We start from the raw sequence: 16,528 nt of genomic DNA, 5'->3' as shown, positions 1-16,528 counted from the left end.
TGTCCCGTCCTGATCTTTTGGCTCTTCGGTTGACCCATCATCTGGCTTTGTTTCATCTTCAACAATTTGTAAGCCATTTATTGAGATAGAAATTACTGATTTGAAGTCGTTTTTAACCGATTTGGAATGATAATATTCTTTAAAGTTCCTCCCACCTATGATATATATCGTACCGCCAAGAGTTACAGCACTTGATCCCACTCTAGCTTCAGGCAATTCACTTATACTTTTTTTCACAGAATTAGAATCGACATCATAATATTGTGAATATGGTGATATTGGGCTGGATCTGTCATCGTCATACTGACCGCCTACCATAAACAATTTTCCCTGATATGTTGTAAACGCTGCCCCTAGTTGATAAAACTTCAACTTTGATTTCGTTTGTACCCATTGGTTTGTTTCAATGTTATATTCATACACTTGGGCATTCTTGGCATTACTAACTGTTCTTTCTCCACCTGTGACATAAATTTTGTTGTTAATAACTTCTGACATAGACATACCAGTAAATTGCTGAGGAAACATTTTCAATTGTTGCCATGTATCCGTTTTTGTATCATAACTATAAAAATTATGTTCTTGATAAGGACTTTTATTCGTTGCAAGAATATAAATCTTATCATTTACAACACTCGCGCTTATATCACCTTTTGTCACAGCTAGGTTTGGTATATTAATTGGTGTTTCGAACCATGTATCGGATTCTACATCATAAATATCAATTGTTTTTGTGCTATCTTGATATGCTCCTCCAATGACATATATTTTTTTCCCTATCGCCACTGCCGCACTATCTGTTCTTTCTCTTGGCATATCAGCTTTTGAGCTCCACTCATTTTTGTAAGGATCATACATGTAGGTATTTTTATTACTATGTGATTTTTGACTGCTTCCCCCAAAAACAAAAATTTTCCCATCTACTACTACAGAACTAGAATGAAGTCTCTCTTCCGGTAAGTCCGCTCGCTTCGTCCAACCATTTGTCTCAGCTGCATGAGCATTTAACGGATGAATTGTGACCATCATAAAAATGGTCAAAAGCACTAAAAATAATCCTTTTTTCATCATTTATTTCCCCCATATCTTAAATATCCCTCCTTTTATCGACATATTTGGAATAAAATTTAATTTTTATCATTGTGCCCCATCATAAATTCAGGATGCACTTATTTCTATTAATATCTTTCTACATATATCAAATTTATCTGACATTACCTTTTCATAATCGCTTCTTCATCTTTCAGCTGAATCATGAGTGAGGATTGAATATATAATAAATTGATAATGCGGCGTGCCATTTCTGAGGGAGATGCATTGTAGTCATTTCTGATCCATTCAATTATAAAACCGAAAATGCCGTATGAGCGATACTGGACAAAATAACTGTCGTTGATTTCTGCATACTGATCACTCACAAACGACATTCTATTTTGGAAAATATATTGTATTTTCTTAAGCAATTGTTCTTGTATGTGGGGAATTCGGTCTTCCATCACTAATAAATCATAATAGTCGCGATTTTCAACGATATATTGAAATACATCAGTGCCCTCTGGTTTCATGCGAGTTAAATCCAACAGTGGATTTTCACGAGTCGGCTTACAAAATTCATATTCGAAATCGACCATTTCCCGGTGAATAACATCTGCTGCTAATTCATCTTTACTTTCATAATGCACATAAAACGTCGTCCGATTATAGTTTGCCTTTTCCACAATATCCTTCACTTTTACGTGCGAATATCCTTTTTCTTTTACTAGTATTTTGAATGTTTGACGAAGTGTTTCTTTTGTTCGCTCAACACGGCGATCCTCTTTTTTGATCATGGGCCCCTCCTTTAGACACTTTTTAAAAAATGTTGATTAGAGATAAATAATTTCATTTGTGTTGAAAACCTATACAAAAAAGATTTTTTGCTGATTGAAACGGAAAATCTTTCGTCCTACAATCAACTTAGTCATAAAGAAATGAATTTTTTGTGACATTTGATCTAACTTCTTTAGAATATCATACTATATAAAAAGTGAGGGCACATGATATGGAAATTCAAGCGATGGTCACAACAAATGAAAAAGATTTCGAGAAACAAACACTATTACTAGATGATCCAAAAGCAGATGAAGTGCTTGTTAAAATTGTTGCATCTGGCGTTTGTCATACGGATGCCACTGTATTAGATGGCACGCTTCCTGTCCCACGTCCTGCTTTATTAGGACATGAAGGCTCTGGTATTGTCGTGAAAGCAGGTTCTAATGTCACAACCGTTCAAGAAGGAGACCACGTTGTACTAGGTTTCGCTTATTGCGGTCATTGCCATAATTGTCTTGACGGGAACGCTGGTGGATGTGAAAACATGATTCCACTGAATTTTTCTGGTCGTAATAAACATAATGAAACGCCTATCCATACACATGATCATCAAGATGTATCACAATTTTTTGGTCAATCGTCATTTGGTACATATGCAACGGTTGATGAGAAAAATGTGGTGAAAGTAGACAAAGAAACTGATTTACGTTATTTAGGACCATTTGGCTGCGGCTTAATGACTGGGAGCGGTACTGTCTTAAATTCACTTGCTCCAGCTCCAGGTACAAGCTTTGTTGTGTTCGGTACAGGCGCTGTTGGTTTAAGTGGGTTAATGGCAGCAAAAATTGCAGGCTGTGATCCGATTATTGCCGTTGATATCCATGATAGCCGCCTTGAGTTAGCAAAAGAATTAGGTGCAACACATGTCATCAACAGTAAACATGAGAATCCAACTGAAAAAATCAAGGAAATCACAGAAGGAAAAGGGGCACATTACTCATTTGAAACAACTGGAGTACCAGAAGTCACACTAGCTGCCCTTCACTGCCTGCGTGTCAAAGGAACTTGTGCAACAGTAGCAGTAGGAAAACGCGATTTAACGTTTAATGTGACCAATGATCTCATGCTCAATGCGCTCACGTTAAAAGGTGTGATAGAAGGAGATGCCGTTCCTCAACTATTCATTCCTAAACTAGTCAAGTTCTTTAAAAATGGACAATTCCCAGTTGAGAAACTAGCAAAATTCTACGAATTAGAAGAGATTGAACAAGCTTTTGAAGATTCTAAAAACGGATCTACGATTAAACCAATTCTAATTTTAGATAAAGAGTATCGAGCTTAAGTCGTAATGAGACATGAAACTCAAAATCCCCCTTTCCATATAAAGGGGGATTTTTGCAATTTCATGCTCTCCTTACCTTTACACATACATCACAGGTGTCGATATTTTAATAACCTTCCCGCCTCGACGATAAAACCTTGGAACACGGCGGCTTAATGTTGCAATGACTTCATAGTTAATCGTATTGAGCATTTCAGCAATTTCATCAACAGAAATTTCTCCGCCCTTTTGACGGCCATAAATGACGACTTCCTCGCCTTGCTTTGCTTTCATCTCTCCTAAGCTGATCATCGTCATATCCATTGTGACTCGGCCAGCAATCGGCATTCGTTTTCCGCGGAAAAGCATAAACCCTCGATTGGATAAAGCACGTGAGTACCCATCTGCATAGCCAATCGGTATGGTCGCAATGACTTCGTCAGGCTTTGCCACATAGGTTGCCCCATAGCTGACGGTTCTTGGTTTTGTCACCATTTTCTTCACGAACGCAATTCTTGCTTTTAAACTGAGAGCGGGCTCTAGCTGAACAGCGTCTAAGCTTTGAATATATTGCGAGGGATACAATCCATAAAGTCCGATACCAAGCCGGATCATATCGGCGCTAAATTCAGGAAACGCAATCGAAGCAGCTGTATTGTTCATATGTACGGTCGGCAGTTTGATCCCTTCTTCTTTCAAAAACCGAAGAAAATCAATGAAGATGCTATGCTGAAGCAACGTAAAATCAGGATCAGGCTCATCCGCAGTGGAGAAATGCGTAAATATTCCATCCCACCTCAGGTTTTCACTCTTTTCAAGCGCCTTCACCACCGCTAACAGCTCTTCCTTTGTCCGTACACCTAATCGCCCCATCCCTGTGTCAACATTGACATGAATCCCAAGCCGGCGCTGGCTTTCTTCTTCCGCTAAGATCTCATTTGCTTGAGCAATCCAATCTTCACGAAGGCCAGATAGATCAATTCTCCAGGCTGCGGCCCTTTTCACACAGTCGAGCGGTGTAAATCCAAGAACCAAAATCGGCGCTTCAATTTTTGCTCTTCGCAGCACAATGCCTTCCTCTAAGCTAGCAACTGCAAGTTCTGTCGCACCGCTTTCTAGTGCCTGCCGCGCTACCTCCACTGAACCGTGTCCATAAGCATTCGCCTTCACGACAGCCATGATCTTACTTTTTCTTGGAATATGCGCTTGAATGGCTTCGATATTTCTTTTAATCGCATCAAGATTGACTTCAATCCAGACTTCCCTGCAAAGCTTTTGCATGTATGCTTCCTCCTCATCACATGAGTCATTTCAATATCAATGTTCGTTTTCGTGTCTAGTCTATCTTTATTCATTTTTGTGAAAAACATTCAACTACAATGACTGGACTGGCTTTGACTTGATTGAGATAAAAAAAGAAACCACATCAAAATGTGATTTCTTCTTTATGAACAGGAATTTAGTTAATATACAGGTTTCATCATTGAATCAATTTGATGATAAATTTCCTCCAAATTTTCTCGTTCAATCAAATATTCAGCGGTGCTCTTACGAACTGGCACATCAAATTGCAGGAAGGTGATCGTAATCGTTGATGCTTCTTGATCATTCATCGTTAATCTTAATTGAAGTGTAGAAATCTCTTCATTATTATCACTCTCAGTAGAATGTTCAATGGGTTTACCATCTTCTAACACGTCAACTTGTTTCAACTCTTGCAAGGAAAGTTCAGTGACTTCAAACCTGAATTTCTGAGATGAGCTGCCAGGTTGATATGTAATAAAGCGCATTTTCTTTCGCTCGTCATCAATCGCAAATCCTTTATCAACATTTTGCGAAAAGATGTATGTTGAGGACTGAAACCCGTCTTCGTGAAAGAGCATCATCATCTTATCTAATAAGATGTTTGGATCATTCTTTTCTTTTTGTCTTTGCAGCCTTCCCGCTATGAATAAAATGACCATTCCCCCAATAATGCTAAAAGCTGTTCCCAACCCATTACCTACATCTACGAAAACAGTAAAGCCTAAAATAGCAACAATAAAAGCGATTACAATTCCTATGATGAATATCACACCATGCTCCTCCTGACATGACCTTTTATTGTCATATTGGTTTAGCCATAGTATAGCATCTGGATTAAGTGCTTCAGAAGAAATCTTTTATTTGGATGTACCTTCAAATCGGGAAGAAGCATTTCAAGATACGAATAAGGCTCAATATCGTTATTTAAAGAAACGAGTCCTAAATTATTTAAACGTGTAGATTTTACATTCATGAAAACAGACCACAAGAGGTCTGTTTTCATTGAAGTTAGATAAAATGTTTAAAAGATAGGCAGTAAGAATTCACACACCTTATCTTCGCCTTCATCTTCTCTATATCTCTCCATAATAGGTGCATGGCGTATGTTCAATTGATTGTGTTGGATCATTTGAGGTAATTGTCTCCAAAACAAATTCACTTTTTCGGCTGTATGTGTCATCGTAAACACAGCATACTTTCCTCCTTCAACATGACCAGTCTGAACAAGTTGATCTTTGGAGAAATCTCTATTTGTCATGAACATGAGGTCATATCTGCAATTTTCAGGTAAAGTTCTTGCAGGATCATCTTGAGGGACACCGTATATTCCATGCTTCTTTAATTCATCATTGAATTGATGTTCGTTGATCCATTTTTTAAATTTCTTCATCATCTCCACATTCTCTTTACTACCATACGGTCCTATATTTCTCATATACACCATTTTCATATTCGTTAACATTTCAATTTTGTAATTCATGATTACCCTCCAACTCTTATTGGAAGATTGGCCAATCATTCCTTACATCCAACGGTAACACCCTTTAAAATATAATGCATTAGGATATTAAAAATAATTGAATCTCATATTCTCATTCATAAGATGTCCAATTTTTAATCATAAAAAAAGAACGGATTTTAGCCGCTCACTTGTTATTGGTTTTCCTTTGAAGAAATGGCTTTAAGAAAACTGACAATCAAATAGATTATTATTCCGAAAAACATACCATTTAACAAACTGATTAACAACATCTTACAAATCAGACCAACATAATAAGACACTGGCGTCCCTGGAAATACAGCCATATTAAACAGGCTAATCATAAAGGTTAAAGCAAAGAATATAATGAAAATCCTTCGAAATAATTTGGATTTTAACATTGTCATTTTACTTCCTCCTCAATATCTTTTCTATGGGAAAAATATTCTTTATTCATAGCATATATACCGTCTTAAAATAAAAAGCCCTTAAGGGGCTTTTTATTTAAGCAGTATAACCGATACTTGCCGTATGACCTCTCCTAGCTTCATCATGACTTGCTGTCACTTCAGATGTAAAATAGCTAACAATACTGATGACACTGATCACTGCGCATACTACTGATAACGTTTTAAATTTCATACTGACAGTCCCCCCGCTTTACTTGAGTTTGGAAATAAAGAATTTTTTCATAGAAATGCATCGCATTGTCTTTATCTCCCATCTCATTATAATATTTTGCAGCATCTTTTGCTAAGTCTTCAAGGTCAGGATACATGGACTTCATCTCTAACCATTCTGAAATTTTTTCTAGTTGTTCAAAATTGTTGTCAACGTATAGTGATTTTAAAAACGTAAAGATATGTAACAACACATGATCTTTCAGCTTTTCAGATAGTTCTATACCGTTATGTAATGCATACGTACCTAGATCCTGTGCGTTCTTTTTAAAATAGGATTTTGATAACATAACGAGAGGGTCTAAAATTCGATTTAAATGCTCGTACCCCTGCTCTTTAAATGCTCGAATCGAGTCATTAAAGTGAACAATTGCTTGTGCTAGGTCACCATGATGGAAATAACTCAACCCTAAATTATAGAGCGCTGACCCTTTTAGTCTTTTTGTTGAGTGATCTGCAGCTTGTTCAAGCGCACGTTCAAAATGTGGAATGGCTTTTTCGGGGCAGCCCATATCAATATAGTTTAATCCAATGACAAAAGAACACTGGATTTCTCTGACTGTGTATGTATCTTTTTCTCGGTAACATTCTATCGCCTGTGCGATATGGTGCATGGACATGTGGGTTTGTTTCATGTGGTAATAGATTTCCGCCATCTTGTAATTGAACTCGGCACGTTCAATATCGTCGCTGACAAGAGACAGCTTTTTTTCTGCTCGCTTATAGAAGGTAATCGCATTGAGGTATTCGTAGTTTTCAAATTCATACATCCCATAGAAAAAATTAAAGTAATACTCAAGCAATCCTGTTAATTTCTCTTGATCTTTTTTTATCTTCACTGCAAGTTCCCTGAAGTTCGCTCGTTCTTTCCCATTTTCTAAAGGATTCAAGTAATCTAGCATTAATTTATGTCTGAACTCCATGAGTGAGAAATACAATAATAAATCTTGATTCTCTTCCATATGATCAATCATTGATTTGATTTCTTCTTTATATGCTTCGGCGTCCGGTACATTAAATCGTTGAATATGATAATACCATTCATTGATTTTCAAACCGACGTGAGAAGAAAGCACTTTCTCCATCAGCTCTTACCCCTTCCTCTATTTTCCCTATAATGACATATATTATCATTTTATGAATCATTCGACACCGAAAATAAACCGCAAAAAAGCCCTATAAAGGGCCGTGTGAATGATAGATAACATGACTTCTATTCATAAATAAGCACCCAGTACTTCGCCCCAGGTTCCCCTTCCTCTACAACAGCCTTCCATCCTCTTTTTTGATAAAAAGACAAAGCTTTGTGATTTTCGGATACACATTTGAGGGTGACTGGTGTTCCGAGCACTTTGATCGCATGTTTCAGCAACAGATCGCCAGCCCCTTGACCAACAGCTTCTGGATGTACAAACAAGAGATGAATAAAACGATCTGGTACATATAATGAGATGAATCCAAGGATTTTATTGTTCTCCTCAGCTAAGAAAATTTGCTCTTCTTTCGTATCTTGATCAAAATCTTGCAGTTTGATTTCTTCTGTATTGAGCCAGTGAAAGCTCTGACGTCGGGATTCTAAATAGATTTGTCTTAATTGTGGATAATCTTCTATGCTTGCTTCTCTAATCAACATCGCAACATCCCCTATGTTTTTTAATTTGAATTTAAAATGTGTTTTGCCTGTGTTCTACCTGCCATTAACAATTGATCACTGAACTGCGAATCATTGACAGCTCGTGCAAGAGCAATTGTACCAATCATGCTGCTTACTAGTGCGTAACTGGCAGAGAGATCTATGTTTCCCGTATCAGCTATAAACGCCATAAACCGTTTCAATTCATCTGTATAGGCTTTACGTACCTCTTGCGATAATTGAGCAATCTCCCCTGCCAGTGCAGGCAATATACAGCCGATCTCCGTCTGATCACGGTGAACGGAACTTAAATAAAAGTCAATGATAGTCTGAATTCGAGGCTGATCTACTTTCTTATCTGCAACACTTTGCAGCAGCTTGATCGTATCAGTAATAGCAAAATGAAAAGTCTCTATTACCAACTGATCCTTGTTCTTAAAGTGAGCGTAAAACCCTCCATGAGTTAGACCTGCCCCTTTCATAATGTATGGCAAACTGATACTACGGACGCCATTTGTTCGAAATGCTCGTGCAGCACTAGCGATGATCTGCTCTCTCACTTTTGACTTATGACCTTTCGGATAAGGCAACCTCTTTCTCCCTCCTTCCTTTTAACTCATCTAAGTGTATTTATTAAAATATTATATTCATCATATTATCATGTGTCAATTGACTGAAATCCATCTTTCCTCACTCAAATGGGATTGACTTCGCCAAAATATGATGATTATAATATATTATGATCATCATATTTTGAAATTGGAGGTGCAAGAAATGATTCATTTAGAAACAGTAGATACATTAGTGATTGGATCAGGTCCGGGAGGCTACGTGGCGGCGTTACGTTCAGCTCATCTCGGCATGAAGACAGCGATAGTAGAACGTGATCAGTTAGGTGGCGTATGCACCCATGTAGGCTGTATCCCTTCTAAAGCGCTAATAGCAGAAGCAGAGCGGTTCAAACTCCGCACACAATGGGGTGGTTTTCAAGATGGCGGCTCTTTCAATGAAGCTCAAGCGTTCAAAAAAGCTGTTGTGGAAAAACAAGCTGGAGGTGTCCAATTTTTGTTAAAGTCAGCGGGAGTTACCATTTTGGAAGGCGATGCAAGCTTGTTCGATCAGCATACAGCGGTGATTCAACATGCCGAAAAAGTTGAAAAACGAATCAACTTCAAACACCTTATATTAGCAACCGGCTCTCGTCCAATTGAAATTAAATCACTCCCTTTCGGAGGTCGTATATTGTCTTCCACTGAAGCACTATCCCTTCCCGAAATCCCTAAAAGCCTTGTCGTAGTTGGGGGTGGATATATTGGTGTTGAACTCGGACAGATGTTTGCAAGGTTTGGATCAAAAGTCACCATTCTAGAAGGCGGCAATCAAGTATTGCCTGGTTTTGAAAGTGAACTTGTCTCTCCTGTTGTTCGACAATTGAAAGAAGATGACATCACCGTGATTACAGGAGCAAACGTCATAGGTGCCGAGCAACATATGAGCGGAATTGATCTTCATTATGAGAAACAGAAAGAAAGTTACACGTTGAAAGCAGATTATGCACTGATTACAGTCGGAAGAAAACCGAATACAGATGGAACATTAGGTCTCCATTCTATCGGTTTGTCCATTACCCCTAACGGACTAGTTAAAATTGATGAACAATGCAGAACTTCCATTCCGCACATTTATGCAATTGGTGATATCACCGAGGGTCCTGCTCTGGCTCATAAAGCTTCCTATGAAGCGAAGGTGGCAGCAGAGGCAATCGCCGGGAAACCTTCGATGATCGATTATAAAGCGATCCCACTTGTTGTGTTTTCCAGCCCAGAATTGACGAGTGTTGGACTGAGCGAAACGGATTGCAAACAAAGATCAATTCCGACTGTTATTGGAAAAACAATGTTCTCTATTAATGGTCGAGCACTGGCATTAAAAGAACCAGAAGGATTTGTGAAGATTGTGGCCCATGCTGAATCTGGCCTTATTTTAGGAGCACAGATCGTAGGTGCAGAGGCATCTACTCTTATATCAGAACTTTCTCTCTCTATTGAAATTGGTGCTACAGTAGAAGATTTAGCCATGACGATTCATCCTCACCCAACATTAGGTGAAATGATCATGGAGGCTGCAGAAATGGCCACTCGTAAAGTTGAAAAAAATCTGGCACGATAATTCATTCAGGTGCATCTTTTAAAAATTGAGTAAAATAATCGCCATAGCCTACTTAGGAATAGGCTATGGCGATTTCAATTGAGTCATGATATAAAAGCAGCGGTATATTGATCTTTAATTGGATACCTCATCACGTTTTTTCCCTAACTTCATCGATAACTGCACGCCAATCATCAGCATCACGATGGCGAGCATTGCGACAATAGCAGCTTGAAAATGTCCGCTGATATCGAAAATCAAACCGATTAAAAATGGACCAAATCCTCCCATGATATACCCGCCCATCTGTGACATCGCTGACCATGTACCGGCTTCTTCTGGCGTACGCGTTTCAATAATAGGCAACATAAGCGCCAAAGGAAATAATCCACCTGCTCCAATCCCTAGAAAAATAACAGCTGGCAGGATCGGCATTGGCAGTAGAAGGAATATGAGGCCAATCAGCTCTGACAAACTGCATAAGATCAGAAATAATTTCGGCTTTCCTAGACGATTAACGATTGCTGGAACAAGTAATGCCACCGGAATCTGAATGAGCGTAAATATCGTAAGCAGCATGGCGGCATACTGCGGACTATTCCCAAAATCAAGCGCAATGGGTGAAATCCACGCTGTTAACGAATAGAACATGCTAGACATAAAGCCAAAGAACAAAGTAAATTGAATAGCTTTTTTGTTTCGTAGCGGTAATCTCAGCGGCACGTCTGCATGATCTGCTTGTTGGTTTTTACGAGCTAGACCGAGCCATAAAATCAGTGCAATAACGCCTAAAACCGCCCAGCAGGCTAACGCAAGTGGAAGGTTATGCTCACTGCGAAGGTAAATCGGAATGGTCAAGCCCGAAGCAAGTGCAGCGCCAACTGTCATCGATATAGAGTACACACTGACAATCCCAGGACTTTTCGGAAAATACTTTTTAATAAAACTAGACAACAATGGTCCGGCAAAACTAATTCCAACTCCTCCTGCAAAAGCAGTCATGAGAAGGATGGTAACCGTTTGACTTGTACCACGCAGTCCAGTCGCAATTGTGATAAGAAAAATCGAGAAAAAAAGAGTTCTCTCTAATCCAAACCGGCGGCTTAGTTTCGTTGCTACAGGGGCAAACACTCCCATGCACAAGACCGGCAAAGTGGTTAAAAGACTTGCCGTGAGTGCACTAACGCCAAGGTCTGATTGAATCATGCTCATCATAGAAGCTACGGATGTAATGATTGGGCGCAAGTTTAAGGCAGCTAAAAATAAAGCAGCTAAATAAAATACTTTTTTTATCAATACTCTTCTTCCTCTCTCATCTTGTTGAGGTTACTATGAGTATAAATCCGCTTCATTCATTGATCAATACAATAATTCGTATTATGATGATAGGAAAATACTATCATTAATGAAAGGATGGCATATGGATACTCGTCACATTACCTATTTTATGGCTGTATTCGATCATTTACATTTCACAAAGGCTGCAGAGCAACTAGGTATATCACAGCCTACATTAAGCCAACAGATTCAGCTGCTTGAAGCAGAAGTTGGGATGCCGCTCTTTGATCGAATCGGCAAAAAAGTCGTTGCTACCGAAGCTGGTACGCTTCTTTATCAATATGGCATAAAAATGCTTCAGGCTGAACGAGATGCCAAAAATGCTATGAAAGAACTGTTATCTGAACAGCGGGGTACCGTTCGGCTTGCCGTCCTTCCCTCTGATCTTGACTTTCAGCTTGTTCCGCTTTTTGTAGAATTTAAAACGCTGTATCCAGAGATCAACCTAAAGGCTTTTTCGACCATCTTTGTTCGTGACGAGGTGCTCTCACATAAAGTCGATATCGGAATTGGGCTGCGCGGGCCTGCGGATAAACGACTGATTCAAATTCCACTTGGCGATGAGCCCTACGAATTGTTTGTTCATTCAGACAGTGAACTGGCAAAAAGGCGTGAAGTGACGCTAAAAGAGCTGACAAAGCATGCACTGGTCATGTATCCAAAAGGCTATCTAGGAAGAGATTTGGTCGATGACGTATGTAAAGAACACGGTTTTGAATTGGACACGGTCATGGATGTTGGGTCTGCCACTTCATTATTGCAGCTGGTTGAAGCCGGGATCGGCGCCACCATCCAGCCAAGAGGGCTGTTAAAGCAACATTCAGCATGGCCTAATATTGTCTCTATTCCTATTTCTGCCCCTGCTCCTGTTCGGCATCTTGAATTAACGTATTATGCCGATCGATTTGTGACCAAAGCGCAAAAACAGCTATCTGAATGGCTAATAGACTTTTTCAAATCAAGAACAAACTAAAAAGTGAGGGTAACACATGAAGAATGCAAACAGCATATTTACAAGAACAAACCGGGTCGTGATTCGTCAGTTTGATCAGCAGGATATTGAAGCATTTTATCAATACCGATCAAATCCCTCTATTGCCACATTTCAATCCTGGGAAAACTACACGTACGAAGACGCTGAATCATTTGTACAACACCAAATGACGCAACAACCTAATCAACCAGGGACGTGGTTTCAATACGCGATTGCCTTATCTGAATCCAATCAGTTGATAGGAGATTGCGCCATTCATACACTCGGCAGCGAGCCTAGAATCGTTGAACTAGGATTTACACTCGCGCCTGAATTTCAAGGAAAGGGCTATATTCATGAAGCCTTGAATTCAATGATCGAATATATTTTCACTACACTGAACAAGCATAAAATCATTGCCTTTACAGATGTACGAAACGAAAAATCTATTCGAGTGCTGGAACGTTTAGACATGAGACGCGAAGGACATTTGCTACAAAATTATATGTCAAAAGGACATTGGGTCGATGAGTATCAATATGCGATTCTTCAATCCGAATGGGCCGCGAAGCGTCATTAATCATTTATTTCCTATTCAAAATCCCTAAATAAGCGCTCCAAGGTCCTACATCGGTTCGATATCGTTCCGCCATGACCCGAACAATTTGGGAAATATGGGTGAAATCATGGACAACCCACGCAGAAAGTAATTCGCTCACTTGCACGACGCCGAATTCTGGATGGACGCCCTTTTTCTCTAGATCAAGACTTGAATGTGTCATACGCTGAATGTATGCCACATTCTCCATCCGCACATGATGAAGCTCCGCTAGTGCTTGTTCTATCTGTCTTTCAGTTTGATTCAAATGGGAGTAGCGGTCAAATGCAGGAAATGGGGTATTCTCTCCATCAGCAAGAATGACATTTAATCGGGGAATCCAGTTGAATTTCTCTGCTTCAATCAAATGTTCAATGACTTCAACGGGATTCCACGTTCCCTCCCCTTCACGACTGTGAAGCCAATCCTTCGATAAACCTGACAAAAGACTTTCTAATGTACGAGGAGTTCGACTCAACATATCTAAAGCTTCATTCAAATTGAAATTCATATGGCTGCTCCTTTATCAATTTTTCTTTATTCTAATGTTTTTTAATTAGATTGCAACTCATACCTCAAAACAGATAAAGAAGAAAATAAAAGGTGCTTTTGATCAACCTTCTATATACAAATAGAACTTTTCTATAACACTCACCCTCCTTTCTTTTTTTATAATAGAAAAAAATGAAATGTGGTGATATGCATGTCTACAACAATTGGTATTATGGGTGGTATGGGCCCTTTAGCGACGATTGATCTGATGAAAAAAATTATCTCTCATACACCAGCTATTAAAGATCAGGATCATCTCCATGTAATTGCTGATAATGATCCTCAAATTCCTGATAGAACCAATGCCATATTTGGGAAAGGCGAAGATCCTACAGAATATATGATTGCATCAGCTAAAAGATTAGAACGCGCAGGAGCGGACTTTATTCTGATTGCATGCAATACCGCTCACTTCTTTTTAGAAAACGTACAACAATCCACTCATATCCCTATCATGAATATGCCATTAGAAACCGCAAAGCACCTGAACAAACATCACTATACGTCTGTGGGCTTACTATGTACTGATGGCACATTAAAAACCCAGCTCTATCAAAAAGCTTGTGCCCATCACAAGATTGATGTCATGACTCCTAGTGAAAATCTTCAGAAAAGTGTGATGAATGGGATTTATGCCGTGAAAGCAGGGAAATTGAGTAAAGGCGAAAGTGAACTGGCGTTAGCTGCAGAAATTTTAATCAATCAAGGAGCAGAAGCCATCATTGCCGGCTGTACAGAAATTCCTTTAGTTCTAAGGTCAACCAAAGCTGTGAAAGTGATTGACCCTACTGTCATTTTGGCGAAAGAAGCTGTAAAATTAGTGTATGAGCTTGAAAAACTAAACATTTAAAGAACGTCATATAAGGGGATAACATGAATATTGAGAATATAGAAGCGTTTATTTATGTATGCCAGCTAGGCAGTATCAATAAAGCTGCAGAAGCATTGTATTTAACCCAGCCTTCTGTATCGGCACGTATTCAATCGTTAGAAAAAGAATTAGACCTGAAATTATTTGATAGACAGAGAAATAAACTATCTCTGACGGAAAAAGGTGAACAGTTTTACCCGCATGCCAAAAAGATTCTCCATTCTTATCAAGAAGCAAAGCATAGTCTCAAACAAACGATGCTCCCTTATGAATTGACGATTGGATGCGCATCCTCTATTTCCAATAATCTATTGCCTAACATATTGCCCGCCCTAAAAGAAAAATACGAAAATCTGAAAGTGAAAATTGTAACAGGACATTCAAAGGATGTTGTCCAAAAAGTGATTAACAACCAAGTAGACTTTGGCATTGTCAGGACTGAAACACATCCTCAAATTGAATCAATCCCGATTTTCAGCGATCCAATCGGGCTGTTCGTCCCAACTCATCACCCGCTTGCCAGCCTAGGCAACATCAATATGAATGAACTAGAAGAACAACCTTTTATTTTCTTTGACTATGGGTCATTTGATTGGTTGATGCTCCACCGATTATTTCAAAAAAACAACATCACACCGAACATTTCCATTGAGGTTGATCATATGGAAACTGCAAAAAATTTAGTGCTACAAGGAATGGGACTATCGTTTCTTCCTCATCATTGTGTTAGAAATGAAGTAGAACAAGGAACATTAAAACAAATTTCAATCGATCCATCCATTCATTTCAACATCAATATCGAGTTCATTTATAAAAAAGGAAAATCCAAATCCGTTTTCATTGATCAACTCAAACAGTTTTTTCATGAATTAGATTAAAAAAAGCCCTTTTTAGGGGCTTTTTTCTTTCACTATCGTTTTTTCACTGGATGAATGTCCTCTCCCAAAAAGGCGGTATTCGGATCTCCACTATTTTCTAGAATTTCAGCAATTTCTTGCAGCTCTTTATTGATACGGTCATTCCTTGGCATATCTGGGTTTAACAGAAGGTTGGAGTGAATAGCAGTAGCTGTTTCATACAAGACATGTTGATCTTTTATCTGTTTGATGCACTGTTTCATGCGCAAGAAAAACCATGCGATCTCTTCAATGTCTTCCATCGGATAATGTGCCATTTTGAAGAGATTCTGCTGACGAAGGTCTCCTCTCTCAAAAATGTGTTCAAGCTCTTCTTTACTGATATATAAATCCGAAGCTTCCTTCTCAATCTCTATTACTTCAACCATGGCGTCGTCAGCTGTATATAACCGCTCAACAAATTCATCGAAACTATCTGCCAGCTTATAATCTACCTCCATCTCTAAATCGAAATAGTGAATAGGAGGATGTTCCTTCGTTTCTCGGTAATCCATGGCGATCCATGTATCTTCTTCCCCGCTGATGAAAACAAGTCCCTCGGGCAGCTCCAATTCATCACTTAACTGAGCGCTATTCATAATTCCATCATCATTGGCGATTCCTCTTAGATGGTCGAATTGAACATGATCCTCTGCCCATGAATTCGGCCGATCGGTTGGAAAAGCATTACGAACTGTAAAACCACCATTCCATTCTAAAATGAGTTTTTTGTATGTATCAGGTAAAGTGACACCAAGCGTTCCCTCTGCTTCACGAATTTGTGCCTCATCTATCTTTTCTAACGTAAAAGGACTCTCTTCTTCTTTCTCCCAGAATGATTACAAAGTGGATGCCTCCTCGTATCTATTTGAGATAAGTATAACATTGACCAACTGTTCATTTACTCATTCTACTGTATAA

The 16,528-nt window shown here is 39.0% G+C and carries 17 protein-coding genes; 6 read left to right on the top strand and 11 right to left on the bottom strand.

Going from position 1 to position 16,528, the window contains the following annotated elements; translation table 11 throughout:
* Both KVT11_RS02085 and KVT11_RS02080 read right to left on the bottom strand, forming a co-directional pair.
* On the bottom strand, window positions 1–1,071 hold a 1,071-nt coding region (locus KVT11_RS02085; protein WP_217608976.1), incomplete at its 3' end, for a Kelch repeat-containing protein.
* A gap of 143 nt (window positions 1,072–1,214) precedes the next feature.
* Window positions 1,215–1,829, bottom strand: coding sequence for a TetR/AcrR family transcriptional regulator (locus KVT11_RS02080; RefSeq protein WP_058213846.1), 615 nt, complete (start codon window positions 1,827–1,829; stop codon window positions 1,215–1,217).
* A gap of 212 nt (window positions 1,830–2,041) precedes the next feature.
* Between KVT11_RS02080 and KVT11_RS02075 the strand changes: the two genes are divergently transcribed.
* Window positions 2,042–3,154, top strand: a complete 1,113-nt coding sequence (locus tag KVT11_RS02075; RefSeq protein WP_065460212.1) for an NAD(P)-dependent alcohol dehydrogenase — start codon at window positions 2,042–2,044, stop codon at window positions 3,152–3,154.
* 78 nt (window positions 3,155–3,232) lie between these two features.
* Here the strand turns inward: KVT11_RS02075 and alr are convergent, their stop codons facing one another.
* The 6 genes from alr to KVT11_RS02045 all read right to left on the bottom strand — a co-directional run bounded on the left by alr (window position 3,233) and on the right by KVT11_RS02045 (window position 8,821).
* Window positions 3,233–4,414 carry an alanine racemase gene (alr, locus tag KVT11_RS02070; protein ID WP_210552396.1) on the bottom strand — a complete coding sequence of 394 codons (1,182 nt, stop codon included), beginning with the start codon at window positions 4,412–4,414 and terminating at the stop codon, window positions 3,233–3,235.
* Between the two features lie 182 nt (window positions 4,415–4,596).
* Window positions 4,597–5,208 (bottom strand): hypothetical protein, encoded by a 612-nt coding sequence (locus KVT11_RS02065; RefSeq protein ID WP_210552395.1) that lies wholly within the window; start codon window positions 5,206–5,208, stop codon window positions 4,597–4,599.
* 251 nt (window positions 5,209–5,459) lie between these two features.
* Window positions 5,460–5,918, bottom strand: coding sequence for a GyrI-like domain-containing protein (locus KVT11_RS02060; RefSeq protein ID WP_146269993.1), 459 nt, complete (start codon window positions 5,916–5,918; stop codon window positions 5,460–5,462).
* Window positions 5,919–6,549: 631 nt separating this feature from the next.
* Window positions 6,550–7,683 carry a response regulator aspartate phosphatase gene (locus KVT11_RS02055; RefSeq protein ID WP_210552394.1) on the bottom strand — a complete coding sequence of 378 codons (1,134 nt, stop codon included), beginning with the start codon at window positions 7,681–7,683 and terminating at the stop codon, window positions 6,550–6,552.
* Window positions 7,684–7,811: 128 nt separating this feature from the next.
* Complete coding sequence (locus tag KVT11_RS02050; protein WP_148780214.1) at window positions 7,812–8,231, bottom strand: GNAT family N-acetyltransferase; 420 nt, start codon at window positions 8,229–8,231, stop codon at window positions 7,812–7,814.
* Between the two features lie 20 nt (window positions 8,232–8,251).
* Entirely contained in the window at window positions 8,252–8,821 is a 570-nt protein-coding gene (locus tag KVT11_RS02045) for a TetR/AcrR family transcriptional regulator (RefSeq protein WP_210552393.1), read from the bottom strand.
* A 184-nt stretch (window positions 8,822–9,005) separates the two neighbouring features.
* Here KVT11_RS02045 and lpdA point away from each other — a divergent pair, with 184 nt between their 5' ends.
* A complete protein-coding gene (gene lpdA / locus KVT11_RS02040; protein WP_210552392.1) occupies window positions 9,006–10,400 on the top strand; it encodes a dihydrolipoyl dehydrogenase in 1,395 nt (464 codons plus the stop codon).
* Window positions 10,401–10,514: 114 nt separating this feature from the next.
* Here lpdA and KVT11_RS02035 read toward each other — a convergent pair whose 3' ends face one another.
* On the bottom strand, window positions 10,515–11,675 hold the full coding sequence (locus KVT11_RS02035; RefSeq protein ID WP_017359616.1) for an MFS transporter: 1,161 nt from the start codon (window positions 11,673–11,675) through the stop codon (window positions 10,515–10,517).
* A 109-nt stretch (window positions 11,676–11,784) separates the two neighbouring features.
* On the opposite strand from KVT11_RS02035, the gene KVT11_RS02030 reads away from it, so the two are divergent.
* Together KVT11_RS02030 and KVT11_RS02025 are read left to right on the top strand one after the other, a co-directional pair.
* Entirely contained in the window at window positions 11,785–12,690 is a 906-nt protein-coding gene (locus tag KVT11_RS02030; RefSeq protein ID WP_050827178.1) for a LysR family transcriptional regulator, read from the top strand.
* Between the two features lie 16 nt (window positions 12,691–12,706).
* Window positions 12,707–13,270, top strand: a complete 564-nt coding sequence (locus KVT11_RS02025) for a GNAT family N-acetyltransferase (protein WP_210552391.1) — start codon at window positions 12,707–12,709, stop codon at window positions 13,268–13,270.
* Window positions 13,271–13,274: 4 nt separating this feature from the next.
* Here the strand turns inward: KVT11_RS02025 and KVT11_RS02020 are convergent, their stop codons facing one another.
* Window positions 13,275–13,799 (bottom strand): DinB family protein, encoded by a 525-nt coding sequence (locus tag KVT11_RS02020; RefSeq protein WP_047945579.1) that lies wholly within the window; start codon window positions 13,797–13,799, stop codon window positions 13,275–13,277.
* A gap of 192 nt (window positions 13,800–13,991) precedes the next feature.
* Here KVT11_RS02020 and cuyB point away from each other — a divergent pair, with 192 nt between their 5' ends.
* Together cuyB and KVT11_RS02010 are read left to right on the top strand one after the other, a co-directional pair.
* A complete protein-coding gene (cuyB, locus tag KVT11_RS02015; protein ID WP_035392360.1) occupies window positions 13,992–14,690 on the top strand; it encodes a cysteate racemase in 699 nt (232 codons plus the stop codon).
* A gap of 23 nt (window positions 14,691–14,713) precedes the next feature.
* Window positions 14,714–15,589: a LysR family transcriptional regulator gene (locus tag KVT11_RS02010; protein WP_210552390.1), complete on the top strand. Its 876-nt coding sequence runs from the start codon at window positions 14,714–14,716 to the stop codon at window positions 15,587–15,589.
* Window positions 15,590–15,621: 32 nt separating this feature from the next.
* Here KVT11_RS02010 and KVT11_RS02005 read toward each other — a convergent pair whose 3' ends face one another.
* Complete coding sequence (locus KVT11_RS02005) at window positions 15,622–16,401, bottom strand: SMI1/KNR4 family protein (protein WP_210552466.1); 780 nt, start codon at window positions 16,399–16,401, stop codon at window positions 15,622–15,624.
* Window positions 16,402–16,528: the final 127 nt, after the last annotated feature.

Source organism: Bacillus sp. GbtcB10 (genome assembly GCF_019091365.1).
In the GTDB taxonomy this organism is placed as follows: Bacteria; Bacillota; Bacilli; order Bacillales; family Bacillaceae; genus Bacillus; species Bacillus altitudinis.
This window is presented reverse-complemented; position numbering and strand designations above follow the sequence as displayed.

Bases quoted from the DNA above. Each gene is read 5' to 3' on its own strand.
- KVT11_RS02080 (WP_058213846.1), bottom strand. From the start codon at position 1,829: ATGATCAAAAAAGAGGATCGCCGTGTTGAGCGAACAAAAGAAACACTT.
- KVT11_RS02075 (WP_065460212.1), top strand. From the start codon at position 2,042: ATGGAAATTCAAGCGATGGTCACAACAAATGAAAAAGATTTCGAGAAA.
- alr (WP_210552396.1), bottom strand. From the start codon at position 4,414: ATGCAAAAGCTTTGCAGGGAAGTCTGGATTGAAGTCAATCTTGATGCG.
- KVT11_RS02060 (WP_146269993.1), bottom strand. From the start codon at position 5,918: ATGAATTACAAAATTGAAATGTTAACGAATATGAAAATGGTGTATATG.
- KVT11_RS02055 (WP_210552394.1), bottom strand. From the start codon at position 7,683: ATGGAGAAAGTGCTTTCTTCTCACGTCGGTTTGAAAATCAATGAATGG.
- KVT11_RS02050 (WP_148780214.1), bottom strand. From the start codon at position 8,231: ATGTTGATTAGAGAAGCAAGCATAGAAGATTATCCACAATTAAGACAA.
- lpdA (WP_210552392.1), top strand. From the start codon at position 9,006: ATGATTCATTTAGAAACAGTAGATACATTAGTGATTGGATCAGGTCCG.
- KVT11_RS02030 (WP_050827178.1), top strand. From the start codon at position 11,785: ATGAAAGGATGGCATATGGATACTCGTCACATTACCTATTTTATGGCT.
- KVT11_RS02025 (WP_210552391.1), top strand. From the start codon at position 12,707: ATGAAGAATGCAAACAGCATATTTACAAGAACAAACCGGGTCGTGATT.
- KVT11_RS02020 (WP_047945579.1), bottom strand. From the start codon at position 13,799: ATGAATTTCAATTTGAATGAAGCTTTAGATATGTTGAGTCGAACTCCT.
- cuyB (WP_035392360.1), top strand. From the start codon at position 13,992: ATGTCTACAACAATTGGTATTATGGGTGGTATGGGCCCTTTAGCGACG.
- KVT11_RS02010 (WP_210552390.1), top strand. From the start codon at position 14,714: ATGAATATTGAGAATATAGAAGCGTTTATTTATGTATGCCAGCTAGGC.